Raw genomic sequence first — 19,703 nt, forward strand, 5'->3', positions numbered from 1 at the left:
GATCTCGGGTGCTCGATTGTCGCCGATGCGGGTGCGCCCGTGCCCTATCCTTGCGCGCCATGATCCGCGCCATCGACTTCCGCGACCTGCGCCTGCCCTTGCTCGTCTGGGGCGCGGTCGCGCTGGTCTCGATTTTCCTGCACGGGCCGCTGCCCTTGTATTCCACCCGCAGCCTGGCGGTGGCGTGGGAGATGTGGGACCGCGGCAGCGGGCTGGTGCCGCTGTTCAACGGCGCGCCGTATTCGCACAAGACGCCGCTGCTGCAATGGTTGATCCATGCCGGCTGGCTGGTGACCGGCGTCAACGACATCTGGCCGCGCCTGCTGATGGTGCTGCTGGGGATGGTGGCGATTGCCCAGACGGGCGTGCTGGCGCAACGCCTGTATCCCCAGCGCGCGGGCATCGCCGCGAATGCCGCGTGGGCCATGGCGGGTTTCTGGTATTTCTTCCTGTTCGGCCTGCAGGTGATGTACGAGTTGCCGCTGACGGTGGCGGTGCTCGGCGGCATGCTGGCGTTATGCCGACGACAAGGCGATGCATGGCTGCCGTGGTGGCCGGGCCTGGCGCTGGCGATCGGCTTCGGCCTGCTGGCGAAGGGGCCGGTGGCGTTGCTGCATCTGGGCGTGCCATTGCTGGCGGCGCGCTGGTGGCATCCGGCTGCGCAGGCAGATGCCAGGCGCTTCGCGCGGTCGGCGTTGCTTGCCACGCTGGGCGGCATCGGTATCTTCGTGTTGTGGCTGGTGCCGGCGCTGTTGTTGGGCGACCCGGAATACCGCCGGGCCCTGTTGGTCACCCAGACCGCCGGGCGGATCAAGGACAGCTTCGACCATGCCGAGCCCTGGTGGTGGTACGCGTCGATGCTGATGGCGCTGATGGCCCCGTGGTGGTGGCAGGCCTGGTGGTGGCGGCAGGTACCGGAGCTTTGGCGCGATCCCGGCAATCGTTTCGCGTGGATCTGGGTGGTCGGGATGCTGTTCTGCTTCAGCCTGATCAGCGGCAAACAGCCGTACTACCTGCTGCCGGGCTTCGCCGGCTTCGCGCTGTTGCTGGCGGTCGCCGCGGACGCGCGTCCACGGCTCGGCGTGATGCCCGGGATTGCGGTGGTGACGCTCGCGGGGTTCCTGTTGGCCTTCCCGCTGTATGCCGATCGCATCAAGCTGCCATTCCCGGCGCAACTGGGTTGGTCATTCCCGTTGGCCGGCGGCGCGATATTGCTGGTCGGAATCGCGATGCTGCGCTGGCGGCGACTGCCGGTGCTAGCCGCCGGGTCGCTGGTGGCGATCAGCTTGCTGCATGCCGCGGTAACACCGTTGCTTCGCGCGCAGTTCGATTTCACCCAGACCGCGCGGGTATTGGGCGAAGCACAACGCAACGGCGCGCAGGTCGCGTTCCTGGGCGAATACCAGTTGCAGTTCCATTTCGCCGGCCGCCTGCACGATCCGGTGAAGGTGCTCGATGAGGGGGCGGCGCGCGATTGGGCGCTGCGGCATCCGCGCGACATGATCGTGGTCAACACGCGCGATGCGTGGACGCACCCGGGGCCGCAGCCGCTCGTGCAGCAACGCTTTCGCAAGCGCTGGATCCAAGCCTGGCGGGCAGGCGACTGGCGCACCCTGCCGGCGCAGCAGATTCCGTTAAGGCCGGCGACGGGCCAGCTGCCCGAGCAGCCGCGCTGACAGGTCGCGGGCGACATCCACCGGCAATTGCCGCAGGTACAGGGGCGCGCCGAATGGCGAGGCCCCGGCGGTATCCAGCAACAGGCTGGCCATGCCCAGCCTGCGGTCCAGCGGCGATTGCGCCAGCCGGACTGCCTGGATCTTGCCGATCTCGGCGAAATTCCAGGTCTTCGACAGCCAGCCGCTGCGCCAGGCGACCAGCTGGTCGTTGCAGGCATGGCCGCAGGCATCGGCGATGCGACGCGCGCGCCAGAGCTGCAACGGCAGCAGGGCCGGCATGGCGAGTCCGATCAGGCCGAAGTGCCAGGTCAACACGGCGGTGCCCGCCAGCAGCATCAGCACGCCCGGCACGGCGATGCGCCACCACGCATGCCGATGCAACGGCCGCCAGTGCAGCGCATCCCAGCCGGCCGCGGGCAGGAAGTGCTGGATCAATGCATCGCAATGCGCGGGGGTGGCGATCGGCGCGAGTTCCTTCAGTGATTGCTGGGCCCCTTCGCCGCGCTGGCCGGATGCGGTCTGCACGCGCAGGCTGCGCCGGTCGAACCAGCGATGCAGCACGCCTTCGTGCAGCGACCACGACTGGATCCGCCGGCGCTTCGCGCTGGAGCGGGTGCGGGCCAGCAGGCCGCGCTCGACGCGGATGCGGGCGTCGTCCTCGCGCAGGGTGAAGCCGTGGTACTGCAGGAAGGCGAGCAACACCGACAGCAGCCGCACAAGCAGCAGCGCCACCAGCACCAGGCTGGCCACCGCCAGGCCGACGACGACAGGGTTGTCGTCCGCATGCGCGCCGGCAAACCCGGTGAACCAGCCGAACGCGACCTCGCCCCAATGGTCGATGAGCACGCCGAACACGTTGTCGCCGGTCTGCGCCAGCGCGCCGAACGCGGCGGCGACCACCAGCATGCCGCGGTTCGAGATCAGTCCCAGCCGGAGCACCTCGGCGTTCGACATCGCCAGCAAGGGCGCGGCTTCGAGCGCATCGACCTGCGGCGCATCGTTGCTGGTGGCATGGCCACGCTGGCGGATCAACGCCTCCAGCGCTTCCGCCTGATCCAGCCGCAACACCCGCATCTGTGCCTCGGGCTTGATTCCGCCGGCGGATTCCAGGCGCACCTCGGCCACGCCGAACAAGCGGTGCAGCAACGACTGGTGCAGGTTGACGTTGTGGATGCGCGCGTACGGGATCTCGCGCACGCTGCGATGCAGCCAGCCGCTGCGGATCACGATGGCATCGCCGCGCAGGAGATAGCGGTAGGTGAAGTACTGCGCCAGCGACACCGCGACCAGCACGACGACGGCGATCAGCCCGTACAGGTCGGTTTGATCGCCGCGGCCCGCGAACAGCAGCACGATCAGCGCCGGGATGAAATTCTTGAGCTGGGCGATCAGCACGAACAGCCAAGACAGCGGATGCAGGCGATGTTCCTGCCCGTCCTGCGGCAAGGCGGCGGTATCGGTGGTCGGGTCGTTCATCGCTTACAGCGCGTCGCCGGCATCGTCGAGCTGCTTGGCCAGGGCGTCGCGCAGGTGCTGCGCATCGGCATCGTCCAGCCCGCGCACGGTGATTCCGCTCAGGTGCACGGCAGCGGTGTGTACCACCAGCGTGGCCAGCCCGAAGCGGCGTTCCAGCGGTCCGTGCTTGAGGTCGACATGCTGCACCCGGCTCACCGGCACCCGCGTTTCCCGCCACCACAGGCGACCCTGGCGCAGCCACAGGCCGGCATCGTCCAGCACCCAGCGCTGGAAGCGCAGGCGCGCGCCCAACAGCAGGCCCGCAATTGAGGCCAGCAGCAACGCACCCAGGCACCAGCCCAGCCGGCGCCACAGTTCATCGACATCGGAAGTGAAGAGCACTGCCGCGCATGCCAGCAGCGGGAATGCCGCAAACCCCAGCGCCACGCTGGCGGCATGCAGGCGCACCGCGCGCGCCGGCGGTGCGCGCCAGTCGGTGGCTTCGGCGGTCGCGCGGTCGAGGTCGGCGTCGCTCATCGATACAGATCCAGGTAGGGATTGGCTTCGCCGCTGCCGGGCGGGCGCAGGGTATAGCGCTTGTAGGTCCATTGGTACTGCGCGAAGTCGCGCCGCGCGATCGCCTCGATGCCGGCGTTGAGCGCGGCCACCGCATGCGCCGGATCGGCATCGCCGACGGCGTCCGGCGCGGCCTGCACGTGCAGGGCGAAACGCGGCGGTGAGGTCCCCGGCAAGCGTTCGCACCAGGCGAACAACACGCGGGCGTCGCTGCGTGCGGCAAGCCGGCCGAGCAGGGTCATCGTCAATGCCGGCTTGCCGAAGAACCGCGCGAACTCGCCCTCGCCGGCCTTCGGCTGCTGGTCGGGCAGGATCCCGACCACGCCGCCCTTCTGCAGCCGTTTGAGCAGGGTGCGCACGCCGGCGGCTTCGGCGCGGACCTGTTCGACATCGCCACCCGCATTCGCCCGCACGCGGCGCAGGAAGGCCTCGCCGATGGCGGATTCCGGCGGCCGGTAGAGGATCGCCAGCGCGGTCTTCATCGCCAGCCACTGGTTCAGCAATTCCCAGTTGCCCATGTGCGGCGCGGCGACGATCAGTCCGCGCGGATCGTCCAGGGCGGCATCGAACAGCACCTCGCCGTGGACTTCGGCGATCTCGGCCAGGTTGCGCGCGACCGGTCGGGTCCACAGACGCATCGTCTCGAAGGCCTGGCGCGCGGTGGTGCGCAGGATCTCGCCCAGCAAGCGCTCGCGTCCCGTCGCATCGAGGTCCGGGCGGATCAGTTCGAGGTTGCGCCGCGCCACCCGGGCTTCGCGCGCATTGGTCGCGATCCACAGCCGGGCCACGCCATCCGCCAGCAGGCGCAGCAGCGTCCATGGCAGGCGGGCCACGGTCCAGGCCAGGGCATACAGCAGGGCGGCGGCGAGTTCGCTCATCCGGTTCAGTCTATCCGGCACCACGGGTTAGGCTTGCCGGATGCTTGCCCTGATCCAGCGCGTGACCTCCGCCTCGGTGGCCGTGGACGGCACCGTTATCGGCGCCATCGGCCCGGGCCTGCTCGCGCTGGTCGCGGTCGAGCCGGGCGATACCGACGCGCTGATCCAGCGCATGGCCGAGCGCCTGCTGGGCTATCGGGTGTTCGCGGACGCCAACGGCAAGATGAACCGCTCGCTGGCTGATGCCGGCGGCGGCCTGCTGCTGGTCAGCCAGTTCACCCTGGCCGCCGACACCCGCAGCGGCATGCGCCCCAGCTTCACCACTGCCGCCCCGCCCGCCGACGCTGAACGCGGCTTCGACCGGCTGGTCGAACTGTGCCGGCAACGGCACCCGCCGGGGGTGGAAACCGGCCGCTTCGGTGCCCATATGGTGGTGAGCCTGGTCAACGACGGCCCGGTGACGTTCCTGCTGCGCCCCTGAGCGCACGGGGCGTGACGCCAGTGGCGGCCGCCGTTCAGGCGGGCCGCAAGCCAAGCACCCGGCAGCGCAGTATAATGCTGGGTTCCCTAGCGTCGTCCGCGACGCATCCTCGAAACGGTAGCCCGATACATGGCCAACGAACGGCAGACAGCCCCCCAGTCCGACATCAAGATCCTGATCAGCAAGGGTCTGGAGCAGGGTTACCTGACCTACGCCGAAGTCAACGATCACCTGCCGGACGACATGGTCGACCCGGAACAGATCGAAGACATCATCGGCATGATCAACGGCATGGGCATCGAGGTCCATGAAGTCGCGCCCGATGCCGAAACACTGCTGCTGGCCGGCCAGTCCGCCAGCGGCCGCGAGGTCGACGACACCGCCGCCGAGGAAGCCGCCGCCGCGTTGACCGCGCTGGATTCCGAGGGTGGCCGCACCACCGACCCGGTGCGCATGTACATGCGCGAGATGGGCACGGTCGAGCTGCTGACCCGCGAGGGCGAAATCGCCATCGCCAAGCGCATCGAGGAAGGCCTGGCGCAGATGAACGCTGCGCTGGCCAGCTTCCCGGGGTCTGCGCAGCAGTTGCTCGAAGACTACGAGTTGCACAAGGCCGGCAAGAAGCGCCTGGCCGAGATCGTGGTCGGCTTCAACGATGGCGAGCCGGAACCCGAGCCGGTTGCGGCGGTAGTCGTGGCCGATGACGACGCCGAAGCCGACGACGCCGACGATGCCGAAGAGACCACCGACGAAGCCGACGAGCCGGGCCCGACCGGTCCGGATCCGCTGGAAGTCGCGGCGCGCATGGAGGCGATGGGTGCCGCGTTCGCGCGCTTCCAGAAGGCCTACGCCAAGGGCGGCCCGACCGCCAAGCCGGCGCTGAAGGCACGCGAGGAGATCGCCGAAGTTTTCGTCACCTTCAAGTTGCCGCTGCCGCTGACCGACGTGCTGGTGCGCCGCCTGCGTGAAGTGGTGGGCTCGGTGAAGGAACACGAGCGCCGCATCCTCGACCTGTCCACGCGCCAGGCCAAGATGCCGCGCAAGGATTTCCTGAAGGCGTGGGAAGGTAACCAGACCAATCTCGAGTGGGTCGATGAACTGCTCAAGCGCAAGCAGAAGTGGGGCTCCGCCCTGCGCGACGTGCGCGAGAAGATCATCGCCGAGCAGGAAGCCACCATCGCGATCGAGAACGCGATGCACGTGACCCTGGCCGACCTCAAGGAAATCAACCGTGCGATGGCCTATGGCGAAGCCAAGGCACGCAAGGCGAAGAAGGAAATGGTCGAGGCCAACCTGCGCCTGGTGATCTCCATCGCCAAGAAGTACACCAACCGTGGCCTGCAGTTCCTCGACCTGATCCAAGAGGGCAACATCGGCCTGATGAAGGCGGTCGACAAGTTCGAGCATCGCCGCGGCTTCAAGTTCTCGACGTATGCAACGTGGTGGATCCGCCAGGCGATCACCCGCTCGATCGCCGACCAGGCGCGCACCATCCGCATCCCGGTGCACATGATCGAGACGATCAACAAGCTCAACCGCATCTCCCGCCAGATGCTCCAGCAGTACGGCCGCGAAGCCACGCCGGAAGAGCTGGCGAAAGAAATGGACATGCCCGAGGACAAGATCCGCAAGGTCATGAAGATCGCCAAGGAACCCATTTCGATGGAGACCCCGATCGGCGACGACGAAGACTCGCACCTCGGCGACTTCATCGAGGACACCAACGTGATGTCGCCGGTCGATGCGACCACCGACATCAACCTGACCGAGACCGTGCGCAGCGTGCTGGCCGGGCTGACCCCGCGCGAGGCCAAGGTGCTGCGCATGCGCTTCGGCATCGACATGAACACCGACCACACCCTCGAGGAAGTCGGCAAGCAGTTCGACGTCACCCGCGAGCGCATCCGCCAGATCGAGGCCAAGGCGTTGCGCAAGCTGCGCCACCCGAGCCGCTCGGAAACGCTGCGCAGCTTCCTCGACATCGACTGATCGAAGCCGTTTCGCCAGTTCGCAAAACCCCGCTCCGGCGGGGTTTCGCGTTTCTGCCGACACGGCGTCGCGTGCTAGCGTTTGGCCTCACACGTGGATTGGGGCATGGCATGCATAACGCTTCGTGGACCCTGCTCGCCGGCATGGCGATGCTGTTGTCGTTCGGTGCACAGGCCGCGGATGCGCGCGATGCAGGCCATCTCGCCTTCACTGCGGTCGATCCCTTCATCGGTACCGGCGGCGAGGGCCACACCTTCCCCGGCGCGACGGTGCCGTTCGGGATGGTCCAGCTCAGCCCGGACACGCGCATCCAGGCGCGCAAGGACGCCTACGGCTGGGCGGCGGGCTACCGGTATTCGGACAGCACCATCGTCGGGTTCTCGCATACGCATTTCTCCGGCACCGGTCATTCCGACCTCGGCGACGTCTTGCTGATGCCGGTGGCCGGCGAAGCGAAGATCGAACGCGGCGACCCGGACGTCCCCGGCAGTGGTTACACCTCCCGTTTCAGCCATGCCAGCGAACGTGCGGAGCCCGGCTACTACGCGGTCACCCTCGACGATGCCGGCGTGCGCGCCGAACTCACCGCAAGCGCGCGGGTCGGGGTGCATCGCTATGCCTTCGCGCCCGGCAAGCCGGCGCACGTGCTGCTCGACCTGCGTACCTCGATGTACGACTACCCCGGCAAGGTGTTGTGGTCGCGCATCCGCGTGCGCGCCGACGGCACCGTGACCGGCTTCCGCGAAACCCGCGGCTGGGCACCGGGGCGGCAGCTGTATTTCGCGATGCGCTTCTCGCAACCACTTGTTGGCCACGCGCTGCACAACACGGAAACCGACATCGCCTACAAGGGCTTCCCGCCGCCGGGCGAAAAGGATCCGACCCGGCGTGCTCAGATCGAGGGCCGGCAACTGGTCGCCAGTTTCGATTTCGGCACGGGCCTGCGCGCGCCGCTCATCGCCAAGGTGTCGATCTCGTCGGTCGACGAAGCAGGTGCCATCGCCAACCTCGATGCGGACATGCCGGGCTGGGATTTCGATGGTGTGCGCACGGCGGCGAAGGCGCAATGGGCGCAGGCCCTGGGCGTGGCCGACATCGATGCGCCGGAACCGATGCGCAAGGCCTTCTTCACCGCGCTGTACCACACGCTGCAGGCGCCCAGCCTGTTCATGGACAGCGACGGCCGCTATCGCGGCCCGGACAACGCCGTGCACCAGGCCAAGGGCTGGACCAACTACTCCACGTTCTCGCTGTGGGATACCTATCGCGCGCTGCATCCGCTGCTGACCATCGTGCAGCCGGAGCAACGCAACAACGACATCGTGCAATCGCTGCTCGCCGCGCGTCGCGAAAGTCCGTACGGCGTGCTGCCGGTGTGGGCGTTCCACGGCCAGGAGACGTGGTGCATGATCGGCTACCACGCGGTGCCGGTGATCGCCGACGCGTACATGAAGGGCATCCGCGGCTACGACGCCAACGAAGCGCTCGATGCGATGGTGGCCAGCGCGAACTACGGTCCCTACGATGGCATCGCCCAATATCGCGAACTCGGTTACGTGCCGATCGACGAAGAAGGCGAAGCGGCATCGAAGACGCTGGAGTACGCCTACGACGACTGGACCATCGCGCAGGTCGCGAAGTCGATGGGGCGAAAGGACATCGCCGCGGAATTCGGCAAGCGCGCGGCGAACTGGAAGCACGCCTTCGATGCCGAAACCGGCTTCATGCGCGCACGCAAGCGCGATGGCAGTTTCCGCGTTCCGTTCGATCCGGATGCGAGCGGTTACGGCACCGACTACACCGAAGGCAACGCCTGGCAGTACTCGTGGTACGTGCCGCAGGACGTGGCCGGGCTGGCCGCTGCGCATGGCGGCACCGACAAGCTCCTGAAGCGGCTCGACGATGTCTTCGACGCCAAGGTCGATCCGAAGGTGTTTGCGCACATGGAAGACATCACCGGCCTGATCGGCTGGTACGCGCACGGCAACGAACCCAGCCACCACGTCGCGTATCTCTACTCGCATGCTGGCCAGCCGTGGCGCACGCAGGCGCGGCTGAAGCAGGTCATGGACACGCAATACAAGCCCACACCCGATGGCTTGGCCGGCAACGACGACCTCGGCCAGATGTCCGCCTGGTTCGTGTTCACCTCACTGGGCTTTTATCCGGTTGCGCCGGGCAGCAACGAATACATCCTCGGCCGCCCGTTCGTGCGCAGGGCCAGCCTGAACCTGCCCAACGGCAAGCGCTTCACCGTGCTCGCCGACGGCCTGGACGATGGGCACACCTACGTGGACAGCGTGATGCTGGACGGGAAGCCGCTGGATCGCGCGTTCATCACCCACCAGGAATTGATGGCCGGCGGCGAGTTGCGCTTCAAGATGCAGGCCGCGCCGAACAAGGAATGGCCGGGCAACGGGGCGAAGTCGCCCTATTCGATGTCGAACGAATGAGCGGCGTGCACGCCCGGTAGAATTGCGAACTGATGCGGGCCTATAGCTCAATGGTTAGAGCAGAGGACTCATAATCCTTTGGTTCCAGGTTCGAGTCCTGGTGGGCCCACCACACTGCACCGCCCGGTTTGCGAGCTTCCGCTAAGGCTGCGCTGTCGATTCTTCCGGGGACGCCGGCTCAGCGGCGTGTGTCGGATTCACCGGAGCAATCCACTAGCTGGTCGACCGCGTCGTTTTCTTCGCAGTTTTCCGGGCAGCCTTTTTCTTGCCGCCACCATCCTGTTTGTTGACGGTCGCCCAGGCGATGCGCTCTGCCGCGTCGGTGGAGCGACCTTGGGCTTTCTCGCTCTCTTCGATATGCGCAGCCTCTCGCTTCTGCTTGTCGGTATAACTGGATTTGTCGCCACGGGGCATGATTCTTCTCCTTGGGACAACGGTGACTCAGGATTTCAGGCACGTCGTGACGAACACGCCAAAAACAGAAACGCGACGCGGGAGTGGATACCGTGGAAGGGCCTTCCTTTATGTCCTTTTGGCCCGCGGTCCGGAAGATATCCTCAAGGTGGGCATGACCCATGATCCGCTTGAACGCTGGTCGTCTTTCCATCCTCGCTGGTTCAGGACGTTCGACCTCGATCACAGCCTTCTGGTCGAAACCGAAACGCGCGCGGACGCACAGGCGCTTGAGACTTCGCTGCATCGAAGCCTGGCCGCGCATCGGTGTCCCATGCCCCTTGCGATGTTTGCCCCTGCTGGAGGCGCAACAGAGTGGTATCGGGGTGCATACGACACGGCCGTTGGCTTCGTACTTCACTGCGAACAACAGGGGTATGTCATCCACCAGCAGGTCCGGGAATGGCTGGCCCCGGCAATGTCGGAGGAACGTGCCCGGTTGGATGGGATTGTTCGTGAAGCCTTCGAACGCCAGTGCGCAGGCTTGCTGAGCCCGGATCAGCTGGACCTCGTGCGTGCGCTTGTCGAGTCGCATCGTGAATTCGCTCCTGACATTCAAAACATGTTCCCGTCCGTGCTTGTCGAAGCCCTGCGCCTCAACGGTTGAGCGAGGGGCCCGCCACAATGAAAACAGGCCCCCGAAGGAGCCTGTTTGTGTGTCGCCATGGTGGTAGTGCGGCTTAGCGACCGTCGCGGTCGGCATCCCCAGGCAAAGCACGCTCGACGCCATGCCATGCGTCACGCACGGCGTGCTTGGCGTCGTTCCATGCCAAGCGAGAGGTGCCCTTGGCACGATCCCAACCGCGTTCGAGATCGCCCTCGCTGGCATCCCATGCCTTTCCGGCACTGTTGCTGCGAGCCTGGGTGCCGTAGCGGTAAGCAGGCTTGTAGTCCTGGTCGTAATCGTAGACGGGCTTGTAATAGTCAGTGCCCGCGTAGCTATCGGCGTAATAGCGATCGGTCGCGTTGTAGGTGCGATAGGTGCGATCCGTGCGATCAAACGCATCGCGCACCGCATCCTTCGCCTTCTCCCACGTCAGGCCAGACTCGGCCTTGACGTTCTCCCAACCGTCTCGGGCGCGCGATTCCAGGGAGTCATCCCAGGCCAAGGCACCGGAGGAAGCACGCAGATCGCTGCCGTACTCGTAGGCCGGAGCGTAGTCCTCGTACCTGTAGTTGCGGTCGTAGTACGGGCGAGCGGCGTATTCGGTGCGCCAGTAATCCGCCTCGCCGGTGGGATCGACCCGTTCGGCGACGCCCTTGCCAACCGCCGCGCCGGCAAGCGTGCCCACCGCGCCACCTACCAAGGTGCCGATCGGTCCAAGCAGCGAGCCAATGGCTGCGCCCGCCACGGCACCGCCGGTTCCGCCCAAACCAACGCCCACGGGATGGGCACCGGGCGCGCCAGAGATGGGATCGAGATTCATGTCGTTCGTGTTGGCCATGATGATGTCCTTTTCAATGAGCTGGTTCGTTCAACGAGCTGGTTCGGCCGTGAATGAGGCATTCGTTTCCGAGCGGAACCAAGCAGTAAGCGAAAGGTGCGCCACGCGCACCTTTCGCACCCACACCAAAGCGCAGTTCAGCGGTTCTGCTGATCGTCGCGCTGCGGCGCATCCTTGCGCTGCTGGGACTGATCGCGATCACCGGTGGCCTGCTGCTTGTTGCCATCTTCGTTCTGCTGCTTCTGTTGATCGCGCTTCTGATTCTGGTTGTTCTGGTTGTTCTGATTCGCCATGTCGAAATTCCTTCTTCAAGTTGGGAGGGCGGCCATCCGACCGCGGGAAGAGAGTGCCTCGGCGTCTGTCGATACCAAGCGAAAAATTCGTAGTCGATCGGTGAATTGGAAACACTTGTCGCATTCACCCTGAATAGTTCAGGTCAGAGTGACGATGTCAGGGCGGTCTGGGGTGAGGCAGGCGCATCCGGAAAAAGCGTGCGTATTGCACGAGTGCCGCGGATATCCCCGCCGAGAGATGCCTTGATCAGCGACAAGGCCTTTGCTTTGCGATCCCGAGTGATCGCTGCAACGGCATCCCCAGGAATCCACAACTCCATTTCCCGCATGTTGGCATCGGTCGCCGTGGACAGGATGCAGGAATCGGCCGAGATGCCAGTAAGCACCAACCGCTGGACGCCAAGCTTCGTCAGCAAGATAGCCAAGGGTGTGCCAAGAAAAGCGGAATGCTTCGGTTTGAGGATGTGGTAGTGCCCTGCACGTGGCGACAGTGCACGCGAGATGGTGGATGAGGGGCCGTCGGATGTCTGGCAGGCCGCGATCAATTCGCGGAAGTCGCCTTGCCAGTTCGAAAAGTTGTCGTTGACATAGATGACTGGGGCACCGGCTTTGTCGAAGCGATCGCGAAGTCGGCGAATCGCGCGGCTACACGTGATTGCCGACTTCGCCAGCGCGGTGCCCCCGTCGAAATCGAACAAGTTCATCATGTCGATGACGAGAAGCGCGGTCTCGGATGGCGGGGATGGGTGCATCGGAATAGCGTGAGTGATGGACTGGCTCGCAAGTATTCATGGGCGATGTCATCACGCCGTCTTTTCGCGCCACTGGGTTAAAAAAATGCCCCCCCAGAGGAGATTGCCCAAGATGGCCAAGCAAGCCGATAGCGCGCAAGTCACCGAACTCCTGCTGCAGGCTCTGGAAACGGAGCGCGGTGGGATCAAAATCTATACAGCCGCAATTCAGGCCGCCCAGAACGACGACCTGCGCGCGGAATGGGAGGAGTACCTCGAAGAAACCCGTACACATGAGCAGGTTCTCACACGGGTGTTCGAAGCGATGGGCCTGGATACCGAAGCCAAAAGCCCGGGGCGAGATGTCGTCGCCCATCAAGGAGCTTCTCTGGTGGCGGCAATCCAGATGGCGATGGCAAACGCGACCGCCGAGGCGGCGGAGCTGGTCGCCGCTGAATGCGTTGTGCTGGCCGAGACGAAGGATCACCAAAATTGGGAACTGATCGGCAAGGTGGCCGAACAGGGTGGTCCAAGTGCCAAGGTGCTGAAGGCCGCGCATGAAGCGGTCGAACAAGACGAGGATCATCACCTCTACCACACGATGGGATGGTGCCGGGAACTCTGGATCCAGAGCCTGGGGATGCCTGCAGTCCTTCCGCCACCGGAAGAGATCAAGAAGGTGGAGACCGCCATTGGCGCATCGCGTGCGGAACAGGCACGCGAGGAGTACCTCTGACTCCCCAGGCAAGTGGCGCGCCTTTTGGCATGAAAGGGGCAGCCAGGCGGGTCGATGTCACCCCGCGGGTCCGCGCTGACGCAAACGTTCTGCACGATTCGGAGCGACGCGATGGAAACAGACTTCCGGCCGTTCGACTGGCATCGCATCCTGCTGGGAGAGCAGCCTCCCGCATACCTGCTCGAAGTCGCCATCAAGTGCGTGCTGGTGTTCTGCCTCCTCTTGCTCGTCATGCGGCTGATGGGCAAGCGAGGGCAGAACAACCTCAGCCCGATGCAGCAGATGCTGCTGATCGCTCTTGGCTCTGCCGCAGGTGATGTCCTTCTCTATCCATCGGTAGCCCTTTCCTATGCGGCGCTCGTGTTGGTGGGGATCACGATGCTCACGGTGGGACTGGAAGCGTGGACTCAGCGCTCCAAGCGGGTACGCGAGCACACCGAATCGCGTCCCAGTGTGCTTGTGGTGAATGGCGTCATTGACCATGACGCACTTAGGCGAGAACGCACGACGCTTCGGGAATTGCATGCGGAACTGCGCGTGGGCGGGGCGCGTTCCTTGTCGCAAGTCAGGTATGCAATTCTGGAGATGACAGGGGAGTTCAGCGTGTTCCTCAACGATCGTGAGCCGGAAGACGAAGATCTCCTGGCGATCGCATCCGATGAGCAGACGAATGTCGATTCCAGGCGTGCACCTGGGACTTGATGCGCAGAGAGGCCAGCGCAGTTCCCGCATTGTGGTTTAGCGAAATTTTCACTCGGGTTTGCTAGATTTCCGGTGCGCCGATGCAGGGGCGCGGCGCAGCCTGAACCAAGATGCGAGGCTGCCGATGAAACTAGCGGTGTACGTTCCCGATAGTCGTCCCTACCCTTATGTCCTGACACCGGACTGCTTGCAGCCCTCCATTGCGTGCGAGCACGAACATGGACGACTTCACCTGGAAGGTGTCGTGAAGTTGGACGAAGGGATGTTGCCGGCGATTGCTCACTCGATATCAAGCGAGCCTGACTTCGAGTACGTGATCTACAGCGGATACGGGATGTGGACGATCGAAGCCCTGTTGGGTCACGCGCCCCGGCGCGTTCCCGAGGAAAATCAGGATTCTCAATGCCGGTGAGTGCGCGGAACCGGGGCGCTCGGCCATCCGAGACCGCTATGCGAGTGTGCGGTGTTGTCGATGTCTCCCGAGACCGATTTCGAGTATGTCATCCACGACGATGTCGGCATCAGGATCGTGGATGCGCTGATGGCGCGCCCGGATGGGTTCCAACATCACGCCGTGATGGCGTGGCCGACGGCTGAAGCGCGCGCGTACGGTGAAGACGCGTTGCTGAAACCTTCATGCCGCGATGCGGCGACAGTGGATAGGATTCTTCCCGATCCAAACTCGGAGGACGCCCGATGCCGATCCGGATTTACACCACCGCGCCGGCGCGCGACCTGTCGGACGACAGATCCTTCGGCATCGTGGCGTGGGAGGATGGAGGTGCCAGTGGCGACGCTTACCTGATCGTGTACCTCCCCGACGGCACGCCTGTCCTTCGCGGCGCTCGCGTCGAGTTGACGCAGGACGAATGTCCCGGAAGCGTCGAGCACGCGATGCGTATCCGTCTGCAACGACTTTGGGATGTTCCGCCGCAAGCGCAGGGACGACCTTTCGAAGAACTGCGCGAAAAGAACTGCGCGAAGAGATTCCGGTTGAGGAGTTCGTGCTGACGCAGCGCGACAAATCGATCCTCAAGGGACTGGTCGGACAAATGAGCATCGAGGCGCAGACCGAAGAACTCGCGAAGGCGTTCCTCGAATTCCGGTAAGCACGGAGGCTGGAGATACCTGCAAAAGGCAGTGATCCGCTGACCGGCCATTCGTGACATCGGCATGACCCTGCACATGCTTGCATGGGGCTTTCGGAACTGGACAGCCCGATGGACAGGATCCTCGACGCGCTGGCAGCGGAGTTCGCACTGCCCGAGATGGAACTCCTGGTGGCCGCCTTGGTGCGACTGGCCATGGCGGCGCTGCTGGCGGCGGTGATCGGTTGGGAACGCGAGCAGAAGGGGCGCGCTGCCGGGCTCAAGACCCACATCCTGGTCTCCACCGGATCCGCGCTTTTCATCCTTGCGCCCGTCATGGCCGGTATTCCTGGTGCCGAAAACACGCGGGTGATGCAGGGCATCGTGTCCGGGATCGGCTTGCTGGGCGCGGGTGCGATCCTGCGCAACCGCGAGGGCACGCAGGTCGAGGGCCTGACCACGGCGGCGAGTATCTGGATGACGGCGGCGATCGGCATGGCCGCAGGCATGGGCCTGGAGGTGCTGGCGATCACCGCCACGGTTTTGACGTGGTTGGTGGTCGCCGCGATCCCGAAGCTGATCGGCAGCACGCCGGCGCACCGCGGTGGCCCGGGGCCGGATCAGCGCTGATTTTTGCCTACATTCAGGGATCGCGCGCAGGCGCGGCACGCCAGACCGCATTCCCCACGTCATCGGCGACCAGGATCGCGCCGTCCGCCTGCACCGCGATGCCAACCGGTCGACCGCGTGCATTGCCATCGGCATCTAGGAAGCCGGTGAGCAGTGATTGCATCGGTCCAGCGGGTCGTCCATCGCTGAATGGAACGAATACGACTTCGTAACCGGTAGCGGGCCTGCGGTTCCACGAGCCATGCAGGCCGATGACGGCACCGGCGCGTCCGCCGCTCCAGACGCCTCCGGGCGAGAACGCCAAACCCAAGGGTGCGACGTGGCTGCCGAGTGCGTAGTCCGGCTTGATCGCCTTGGCAACCAAATCGGGCTGCAGCGGCTTGACCCGCGGATCGAGATTCTGTCCGTAGTAACTGTACGGCCAGCCGTAGAAGCCGCCTTCGCGCACTTCGGTCAGGTAGTCCGGAACCAGGTCGTTGCCGAGTTCGTCGCGCTCGTTGACCACGGCCCACAACGCACCACTACGCGGTGCGAACCCCAACCCGACCGGGTTGCGAAGTCCCGATGCGAATACCCGCATCGTGCCTGCGACCGGATTGACTTCAAGGACGGCGGCGCGGTTCGTTTCGACGGCCATGCCGTTCTCGCCGACATTGCTGTTGCTGCCCACGCCCACATACAGCAGCCGGCCATCGGCGCTGGGGATCAAGCTCTTGGTCCAGTGGTGGTTGAGTTCGTCGCCCTTGCCCGGCAGTGCGACAACGCGCCTGGGTTGCGCGGTGATCCGCGTGTCGCCGGCGCGATACGGAACCACCACCAGCGCATCGGCATTGGCCACGTAGAGGGAGTCGCCGATGAGGGCCATGCCGAACGGCGAATGCAGGCCGGTGAGGAAGGGTCGGGCGATTTCGGCGATGCCGTCGCCATCGACATCGCGCAGCAGGGTGATGCGGTCGGCACTGGGAACGCCCGCGCCGGCGCGTTTCATCACCGAGCCCATCACCTTGCCCTTGATGCCCTTGACGCCACTCTTGCCGGGTGGCGCATTGGATTCCGCCACCAGCACGTCGCCATTGGGCAACACAAGCAGCCAGCGTGGATGCTGAAGGCCGGTGGCGAAACGGGTGACGCGCAGCCCTGCAGCGGGGATCGGTGCCGCATCGGCGGGCCAGCCGGTGGCGGGCGCGATCCTGACCGTGGGAAAGAGATTGCGTTCCGGCGGCGGCAGCATGGGATCCGGGCCGGTGCGCGCTTCCGGTGCCACCGATTGGCCAACTGCGCAGGCGGACGTCGCAAGAACGAACGCGATCACTAGCGCCAGGGCACGCATGCTCAGGTATCTCCATGCAGCCGGTTGTTCCGGCCGCTTGTCATGCGAGAGCATCATTCACGCCGTGTCGCCCCGGGGTGAACTGGCCTGCACGACAGCATTCGACGGGCGATGCGCATGCCGGGAGGCTCATTCACGGATCGATGATCGAGACCGGCCCAATCTGGACTCAACGCAGCCGGATGACCGCGAAACGGATGGCACTGGACGACTATCGAGGCAAGCGCGAGTTCAAGTCGACGCCGGAACCCGTCGGGCGAGCGCGCAAGCGCACCGGCGCGCGACCGATCTTCGTGGTCCAACTGCACCACGCAAGTCATCGCCACTACGACTTCCGCCTGCAGGTGGGTGGCACGCTGAAAAGTTGGGCGGTGCCGAAAGGGCCGAGCTTGGATCCCCAGGTCAAGCGCATGGCGGTCGAGGTCGAGGATCATCCGCTCGACTACGCGGGCTTCGAAGGCGACATTCCGAAGGGCAACTACGGAGGCGGTCACGTCGCCGTCTTCGATCGCGGGACATGGACCACGGATCTGGATGTCGAGGCACAACTGGCGAAGGGACATCTGCGCTTCGAACTGCACGGCGAAAAGTTGAAGGGCGGTTGGCATCTGGTGCGATCGGGCAAGCCTGCGCGCCAGCCGCAGTGGCTGTTGTTCAAGCAGGACGATGCGTGGGCCGGTTCTGGCGAGGCAGATGACATGCTGGACGATGTGGCACCCGCGCCAGCCGAAGACGCCAAGCGCGCGCGACGTCCGGGCACGAAGACCAAGACAGTGCGCAAGCCCCCTGCACCCACCAAGAAGCGAGCGCGCTCAGCGAACAGCGGCAAGAGCGATTGGCATGCCGAAGCACTCGAGCTGCCGGGCGCACGCAGGCGCAAGCTGGCGGCAACACCGCCGGTACCCCAACTCGCCAAGCTGGTCGACGATCCACCCGACGGCGACGACTGGCTCCACGAACTCAAATGGGATGGTTACCGCCTGGTGTGCGCGATTCGCGCAGGCAAACCCAGCCTGTTGTCGCGCAATGCGCTCGACTGGAGCGAACGCGTTTCCGAAGTTCGCGATGCCATCGAACTGCTCGGATTGCAGGAGGCGGTGCTGGATGGCGAACTGGTGGCGGGACAGGGCAGTCGCGAGGATTTCAACGAACTCCAGCAGATCCTGTCCGGCGAAATACAGGGCACGTTGCGCTATGTCGTGTTCGACCTGCTGCATCTGGAAGGCGTGGATCTGTCGGAGGTGCCATTGCTGCGGCGCAAGCAGTTGCTCGAACGATTGCTGGCCACGGCACCGACGCGGTTGGCGTACAGCTCGCATGGCATCGGCAACCCGAGCGACGCGTTCAAGGCGGCGGTCGATGCCGGGTTCGAAGGCATCGTGTCCAAGCGCATCGACGCGACCGTGCATCCGGGTCGCAGCGATGCCTGGCGCAAGACCAAGGCGCTCGGCAGCGACGAATTCGCGGTGGTCGGCTACACGCCGCCGAAGGGGTCGCGAACCGGCATTGGTGCGCTGCTGCTGGCGACGCCCGACGAACAGCATGGCTGGCGCTACGTCGGGCGGGTCGGCAGCGGCTTCAACGACGCGCAACTCGCGTCGTTGGGCAAGCGCTTGCAGGGAAAGGGCTCCACGAAGCCCAGCGTGCATGTGCCGGAGAACGACACCGACCTGCGGCAGGCGCGCTGGTTTCCGAAGCCGGCCTTCGTGGTGGAAGTGTTCACCCGCGGACTCGGCGGGCGCGGCTTGCTGCGGCAGGCAAGTTTCAAGGCTATGCGTGCTGACAAGACCGTTGCATCGCTGCATGACAGCGATCTCGGCACGGCGAGTGACAGCAAGACAACCGAGGCGAGGTCCGTGGCGAAAAAACCGACCAAGTCCGTCCGCAAGACCGGCAAGGCCCGGCAGGCACCGGAACTGAGCAGTCCAGGCAAGCTGCTGTTTCCCGACAACGGCATCAGCAAGCAGAGCCTGGCCGACTACTACAGCGCCGTCATGGACTGGCTGTTGCCGGAGATTCGCGACCGACCGCTGTCGCTGGTGCGCTGTCCCAGCGGCATCGGTGCGCAGTGCTTTTTCCAGAAGCACGCCACGCCCGGCTTCGAACTGGTGTCGCTGGTCCCGGTCACCGAATCCGACGGCGGCAGTGAGGACTACTTGGCCGTCACCGATGCCGCCAGTGCCATGGAACTGGTGCAGTTCAACGCGATCGAGTTCCATCCGTGGGGCTCGAAGGTGGCCGATCTCGAGCATGCGGATCGGTTGGTCTTCGACCTCGATCCCGACGAGGCGGTGGCGTGGAAGGACGTCATCGTCGCGGCGCGGCAGCTGCGCGATTTCTTGGAACAAGCGGGCCTGCAGTCGTTCGTGCGCACGAGCGGCGGCAAGGGCCTGCACTTGGTGGTGCCGCTGGCACCCGCCGCACCGTGGGAACGTGCGCGCGCCTTTTCGCAGGCGGTCGCGGAGGCCGCCCGCGAGATGGATCCGCTGCGCTACATCGCCACCGCTTCGAAGCAGAAGCGCAAGGGCAAGATCTTCATCGACTGGCTGCGAAACGGGCGCGGTGCGACCAGCATCGCCAGCTTTTCGGTGCGCGCACGCCCGGGTGCACCGGTGGCGATGCCGCTGCGCTGGGAGGAACTCGGCAAGGTCGCCAGCGGCCATGCCTTCGACATACGCAATGTGCCGGCACGATTGAAGCGGCTGAAGTCGCATCCCTGGGAGGGCATCGAGAAGGTACGCCAGTCGTTGCCGGACTAAGGACGTCGACAAGGCCGTGACACCGCCC

At 65.1% G+C, this 19,703-nt stretch carries 17 protein-coding genes, 1 tRNA gene and 1 pseudogene; 11 read left to right on the forward strand and 8 right to left on the reverse strand.

Annotated features, from left to right (window positions below; all coding sequences use genetic code 11):
* The first annotated feature begins 59 nt into the window (after nt 1-59).
* Nucleotides 60-1,676: an ArnT family glycosyltransferase gene (locus H9L16_RS06305; protein WP_187553686.1), complete on the forward strand. Its 1,617-nt coding sequence runs from the start codon at nt 60-62 to the stop codon at nt 1,674-1,676.
* On the opposite strand, the gene H9L16_RS06310 is transcribed toward H9L16_RS06305, so the two are convergent.
* From H9L16_RS06310 to H9L16_RS06320, 3 genes are read right to left on the reverse strand one after another with little or no spacing between them, the layout of a single operon-like run.
* Nucleotides 1,635-3,152: a PH domain-containing protein gene (locus H9L16_RS06310; RefSeq protein ID WP_187553687.1), complete on the reverse strand. Its 1,518-nt coding sequence runs from the start codon at nt 3,150-3,152 to the stop codon at nt 1,635-1,637. The genes H9L16_RS06305 and H9L16_RS06310 overlap by 42 nt on opposite strands.
* Before the next feature lie 3 nt (nt 3,153-3,155).
* Nucleotides 3,156-3,668 carry a PH domain-containing protein gene (locus H9L16_RS06315; RefSeq protein WP_187553688.1) on the reverse strand — a complete coding sequence of 171 codons (513 nt, stop codon included), beginning with the start codon at nt 3,666-3,668 and terminating at the stop codon, nt 3,156-3,158.
* Nucleotides 3,665-4,585, reverse strand: coding sequence for a lauroyl acyltransferase (locus H9L16_RS06320; protein WP_187553689.1), 921 nt, complete (start codon nt 4,583-4,585; stop codon nt 3,665-3,667). Before H9L16_RS06320 ends, H9L16_RS06315 begins: the two co-directional genes overlap by 4 nt.
* 40 nt (nt 4,586-4,625) lie before the next feature.
* On the opposite strand from H9L16_RS06320, the gene dtd reads away from it, so the two are divergent.
* The 4 genes from dtd to H9L16_RS06340 all read left to right on the forward strand — a co-directional run bounded on the left by dtd (nt 4,626) and on the right by H9L16_RS06340 (nt 9,620).
* Complete coding sequence (dtd, locus tag H9L16_RS06325; RefSeq protein WP_187553690.1) at nt 4,626-5,066, forward strand: D-aminoacyl-tRNA deacylase; 441 nt, start codon at nt 4,626-4,628, stop codon at nt 5,064-5,066.
* Nucleotides 5,067-5,195: 129 nt separating this feature from the next.
* Nucleotides 5,196-7,055, forward strand: coding sequence for an RNA polymerase sigma factor RpoD (gene rpoD / locus H9L16_RS06330; protein WP_187553691.1), 1,860 nt, complete (start codon nt 5,196-5,198; stop codon nt 7,053-7,055).
* Nucleotides 7,056-7,165: 110 nt separating this feature from the next.
* Complete coding sequence (locus tag H9L16_RS06335) at nt 7,166-9,508, forward strand: GH92 family glycosyl hydrolase (protein ID WP_187553692.1); 2,343 nt, start codon at nt 7,166-7,168, stop codon at nt 9,506-9,508.
* Between the two features lie 36 nt (nt 9,509-9,544).
* Nucleotides 9,545-9,620: transfer RNA gene (locus H9L16_RS06340), tRNA-Ile, on the forward strand.
* Nucleotides 9,621-9,736: 116 nt separating this feature from the next.
* Here the strand turns inward: H9L16_RS06340 and H9L16_RS06345 are convergent.
* Nucleotides 9,737-9,922, reverse strand: a pseudogene (locus H9L16_RS06345) (HupB); the annotation flags it as partial.
* On the opposite strand from H9L16_RS06345, the gene H9L16_RS06350 reads away from it, so the two are divergent.
* Nucleotides 9,921-10,568, forward strand: a complete 648-nt coding sequence (locus tag H9L16_RS06350) for a GIY-YIG nuclease family protein (RefSeq protein ID WP_187553694.1) — start codon at nt 9,921-9,923, stop codon at nt 10,566-10,568. The pseudogene H9L16_RS06345 and the gene H9L16_RS06350 sit on opposite strands and share 2 nt — an antisense overlap.
* A 73-nt stretch (nt 10,569-10,641) precedes the next feature.
* Here the strand turns inward: H9L16_RS06350 and H9L16_RS06355 are convergent, their stop codons facing one another.
* The 3 genes from H9L16_RS06355 to H9L16_RS06365 all read right to left on the reverse strand — a co-directional run bounded on the left by H9L16_RS06355 (nt 10,642) and on the right by H9L16_RS06365 (nt 12,403).
* Complete coding sequence (locus tag H9L16_RS06355; RefSeq protein ID WP_187553695.1) at nt 10,642-11,406, reverse strand: glycine zipper domain-containing protein; 765 nt, start codon at nt 11,404-11,406, stop codon at nt 10,642-10,644.
* A 137-nt stretch (nt 11,407-11,543) separates the two neighbouring features.
* Entirely contained in the window at nt 11,544-11,699 is a 156-nt protein-coding gene (locus H9L16_RS06360) for a hypothetical protein (protein WP_187553696.1), read from the reverse strand.
* Between the two features lie 143 nt (nt 11,700-11,842).
* Nucleotides 11,843-12,403 (reverse strand): cysteine hydrolase family protein, encoded by a 561-nt coding sequence (locus H9L16_RS06365; protein WP_233449424.1) that lies wholly within the window; start codon nt 12,401-12,403, stop codon nt 11,843-11,845.
* Between the two features lie 160 nt (nt 12,404-12,563).
* On the opposite strand from H9L16_RS06365, the gene H9L16_RS06370 reads away from it, so the two are divergent.
* From H9L16_RS06370 to H9L16_RS06385, 4 genes are all read left to right on the forward strand, one after another.
* Nucleotides 12,564-13,166 (forward strand): DUF892 family protein, encoded by a 603-nt coding sequence (locus tag H9L16_RS06370; RefSeq protein ID WP_187553698.1) that lies wholly within the window; start codon nt 12,564-12,566, stop codon nt 13,164-13,166.
* 111 nt (nt 13,167-13,277) lie between these two features.
* Nucleotides 13,278-13,868 carry a DUF421 domain-containing protein gene (locus tag H9L16_RS06375; RefSeq protein ID WP_187553699.1) on the forward strand — a complete coding sequence of 197 codons (591 nt, stop codon included), beginning with the start codon at nt 13,278-13,280 and terminating at the stop codon, nt 13,866-13,868.
* Nucleotides 13,869-14,564: 696 nt separating this feature from the next.
* Entirely contained in the window at nt 14,565-14,879 is a 315-nt protein-coding gene (locus H9L16_RS06380) for a hypothetical protein (RefSeq protein ID WP_187553700.1), read from the forward strand.
* A gap of 182 nt (nt 14,880-15,061) precedes the next feature.
* Nucleotides 15,062-15,586, forward strand: a complete 525-nt coding sequence (locus H9L16_RS06385; RefSeq protein ID WP_223158179.1) for an MgtC/SapB family protein — start codon at nt 15,062-15,064, stop codon at nt 15,584-15,586.
* 13 nt (nt 15,587-15,599) lie between these two features.
* Here the strand turns inward: H9L16_RS06385 and H9L16_RS06390 are convergent, their stop codons facing one another.
* Nucleotides 15,600-16,916, reverse strand: coding sequence for a PQQ-dependent sugar dehydrogenase (locus H9L16_RS06390; RefSeq protein WP_187553701.1), 1,317 nt, complete (start codon nt 16,914-16,916; stop codon nt 15,600-15,602).
* Between the two features lie 197 nt (nt 16,917-17,113).
* Between H9L16_RS06390 and ligD the strand changes: the two genes are divergently transcribed.
* A complete protein-coding gene (gene ligD, locus H9L16_RS06395) occupies nt 17,114-19,675 on the forward strand; it encodes a DNA ligase D (protein WP_187554079.1) in 2,562 nt (853 codons plus the stop codon).
* Nucleotides 19,676-19,703: the final 28 nt, after the last annotated feature.

Origin of the sequence: Thermomonas carbonis, from assembly GCF_014396975.1 — a bacterium.
GTDB classification, from domain to species: Bacteria; Pseudomonadota; Gammaproteobacteria; order Xanthomonadales; family Xanthomonadaceae; genus Thermomonas; species Thermomonas carbonis.

Excerpts from the sequence above, each read along its gene's own strand:
- H9L16_RS06305 (WP_187553686.1), top strand. The coding sequence starts at position 60 with ATGATCCGCGCCATCGACTTCCGCGACCTGCGCCTGCCCTTGCTCGTC.
- H9L16_RS06310 (WP_187553687.1), bottom strand. The coding sequence starts at position 3,152 with ATGAACGACCCGACCACCGATACCGCCGCCTTGCCGCAGGACGGGCAG.
- H9L16_RS06315 (WP_187553688.1), bottom strand. The coding sequence starts at position 3,668 with ATGAGCGACGCCGACCTCGACCGCGCGACCGCCGAAGCCACCGACTGG.
- H9L16_RS06320 (WP_187553689.1), bottom strand. The coding sequence starts at position 4,585 with ATGAGCGAACTCGCCGCCGCCCTGCTGTATGCCCTGGCCTGGACCGTG.
- dtd (WP_187553690.1), top strand. The coding sequence starts at position 4,626 with ATGCTTGCCCTGATCCAGCGCGTGACCTCCGCCTCGGTGGCCGTGGAC.
- rpoD (WP_187553691.1), top strand. The coding sequence starts at position 5,196 with ATGGCCAACGAACGGCAGACAGCCCCCCAGTCCGACATCAAGATCCTG.
- H9L16_RS06335 (WP_187553692.1), top strand. The coding sequence starts at position 7,166 with ATGCATAACGCTTCGTGGACCCTGCTCGCCGGCATGGCGATGCTGTTG.
- H9L16_RS06350 (WP_187553694.1), top strand. The coding sequence starts at position 9,921 with ATGATTCTTCTCCTTGGGACAACGGTGACTCAGGATTTCAGGCACGTC.
- H9L16_RS06355 (WP_187553695.1), bottom strand. The coding sequence starts at position 11,406 with ATGGCCAACACGAACGACATGAATCTCGATCCCATCTCTGGCGCGCCC.
- H9L16_RS06360 (WP_187553696.1), bottom strand. The coding sequence starts at position 11,699 with ATGGCGAATCAGAACAACCAGAACAACCAGAATCAGAAGCGCGATCAA.
- H9L16_RS06365 (WP_233449424.1), bottom strand. The coding sequence starts at position 12,403 with ATGAACTTGTTCGATTTCGACGGGGGCACCGCGCTGGCGAAGTCGGCA.
- H9L16_RS06370 (WP_187553698.1), top strand. The coding sequence starts at position 12,564 with ATGGCCAAGCAAGCCGATAGCGCGCAAGTCACCGAACTCCTGCTGCAG.
- H9L16_RS06375 (WP_187553699.1), top strand. The coding sequence starts at position 13,278 with ATGGAAACAGACTTCCGGCCGTTCGACTGGCATCGCATCCTGCTGGGA.
- H9L16_RS06380 (WP_187553700.1), top strand. The coding sequence starts at position 14,565 with ATGCCGATCCGGATTTACACCACCGCGCCGGCGCGCGACCTGTCGGAC.
- H9L16_RS06385 (WP_223158179.1), top strand. The coding sequence starts at position 15,062 with ATGGGGCTTTCGGAACTGGACAGCCCGATGGACAGGATCCTCGACGCG.
- H9L16_RS06390 (WP_187553701.1), bottom strand. The coding sequence starts at position 16,916 with ATGCGTGCCCTGGCGCTAGTGATCGCGTTCGTTCTTGCGACGTCCGCC.
- ligD (WP_187554079.1), top strand. The coding sequence starts at position 17,114 with ATGGCACTGGACGACTATCGAGGCAAGCGCGAGTTCAAGTCGACGCCG.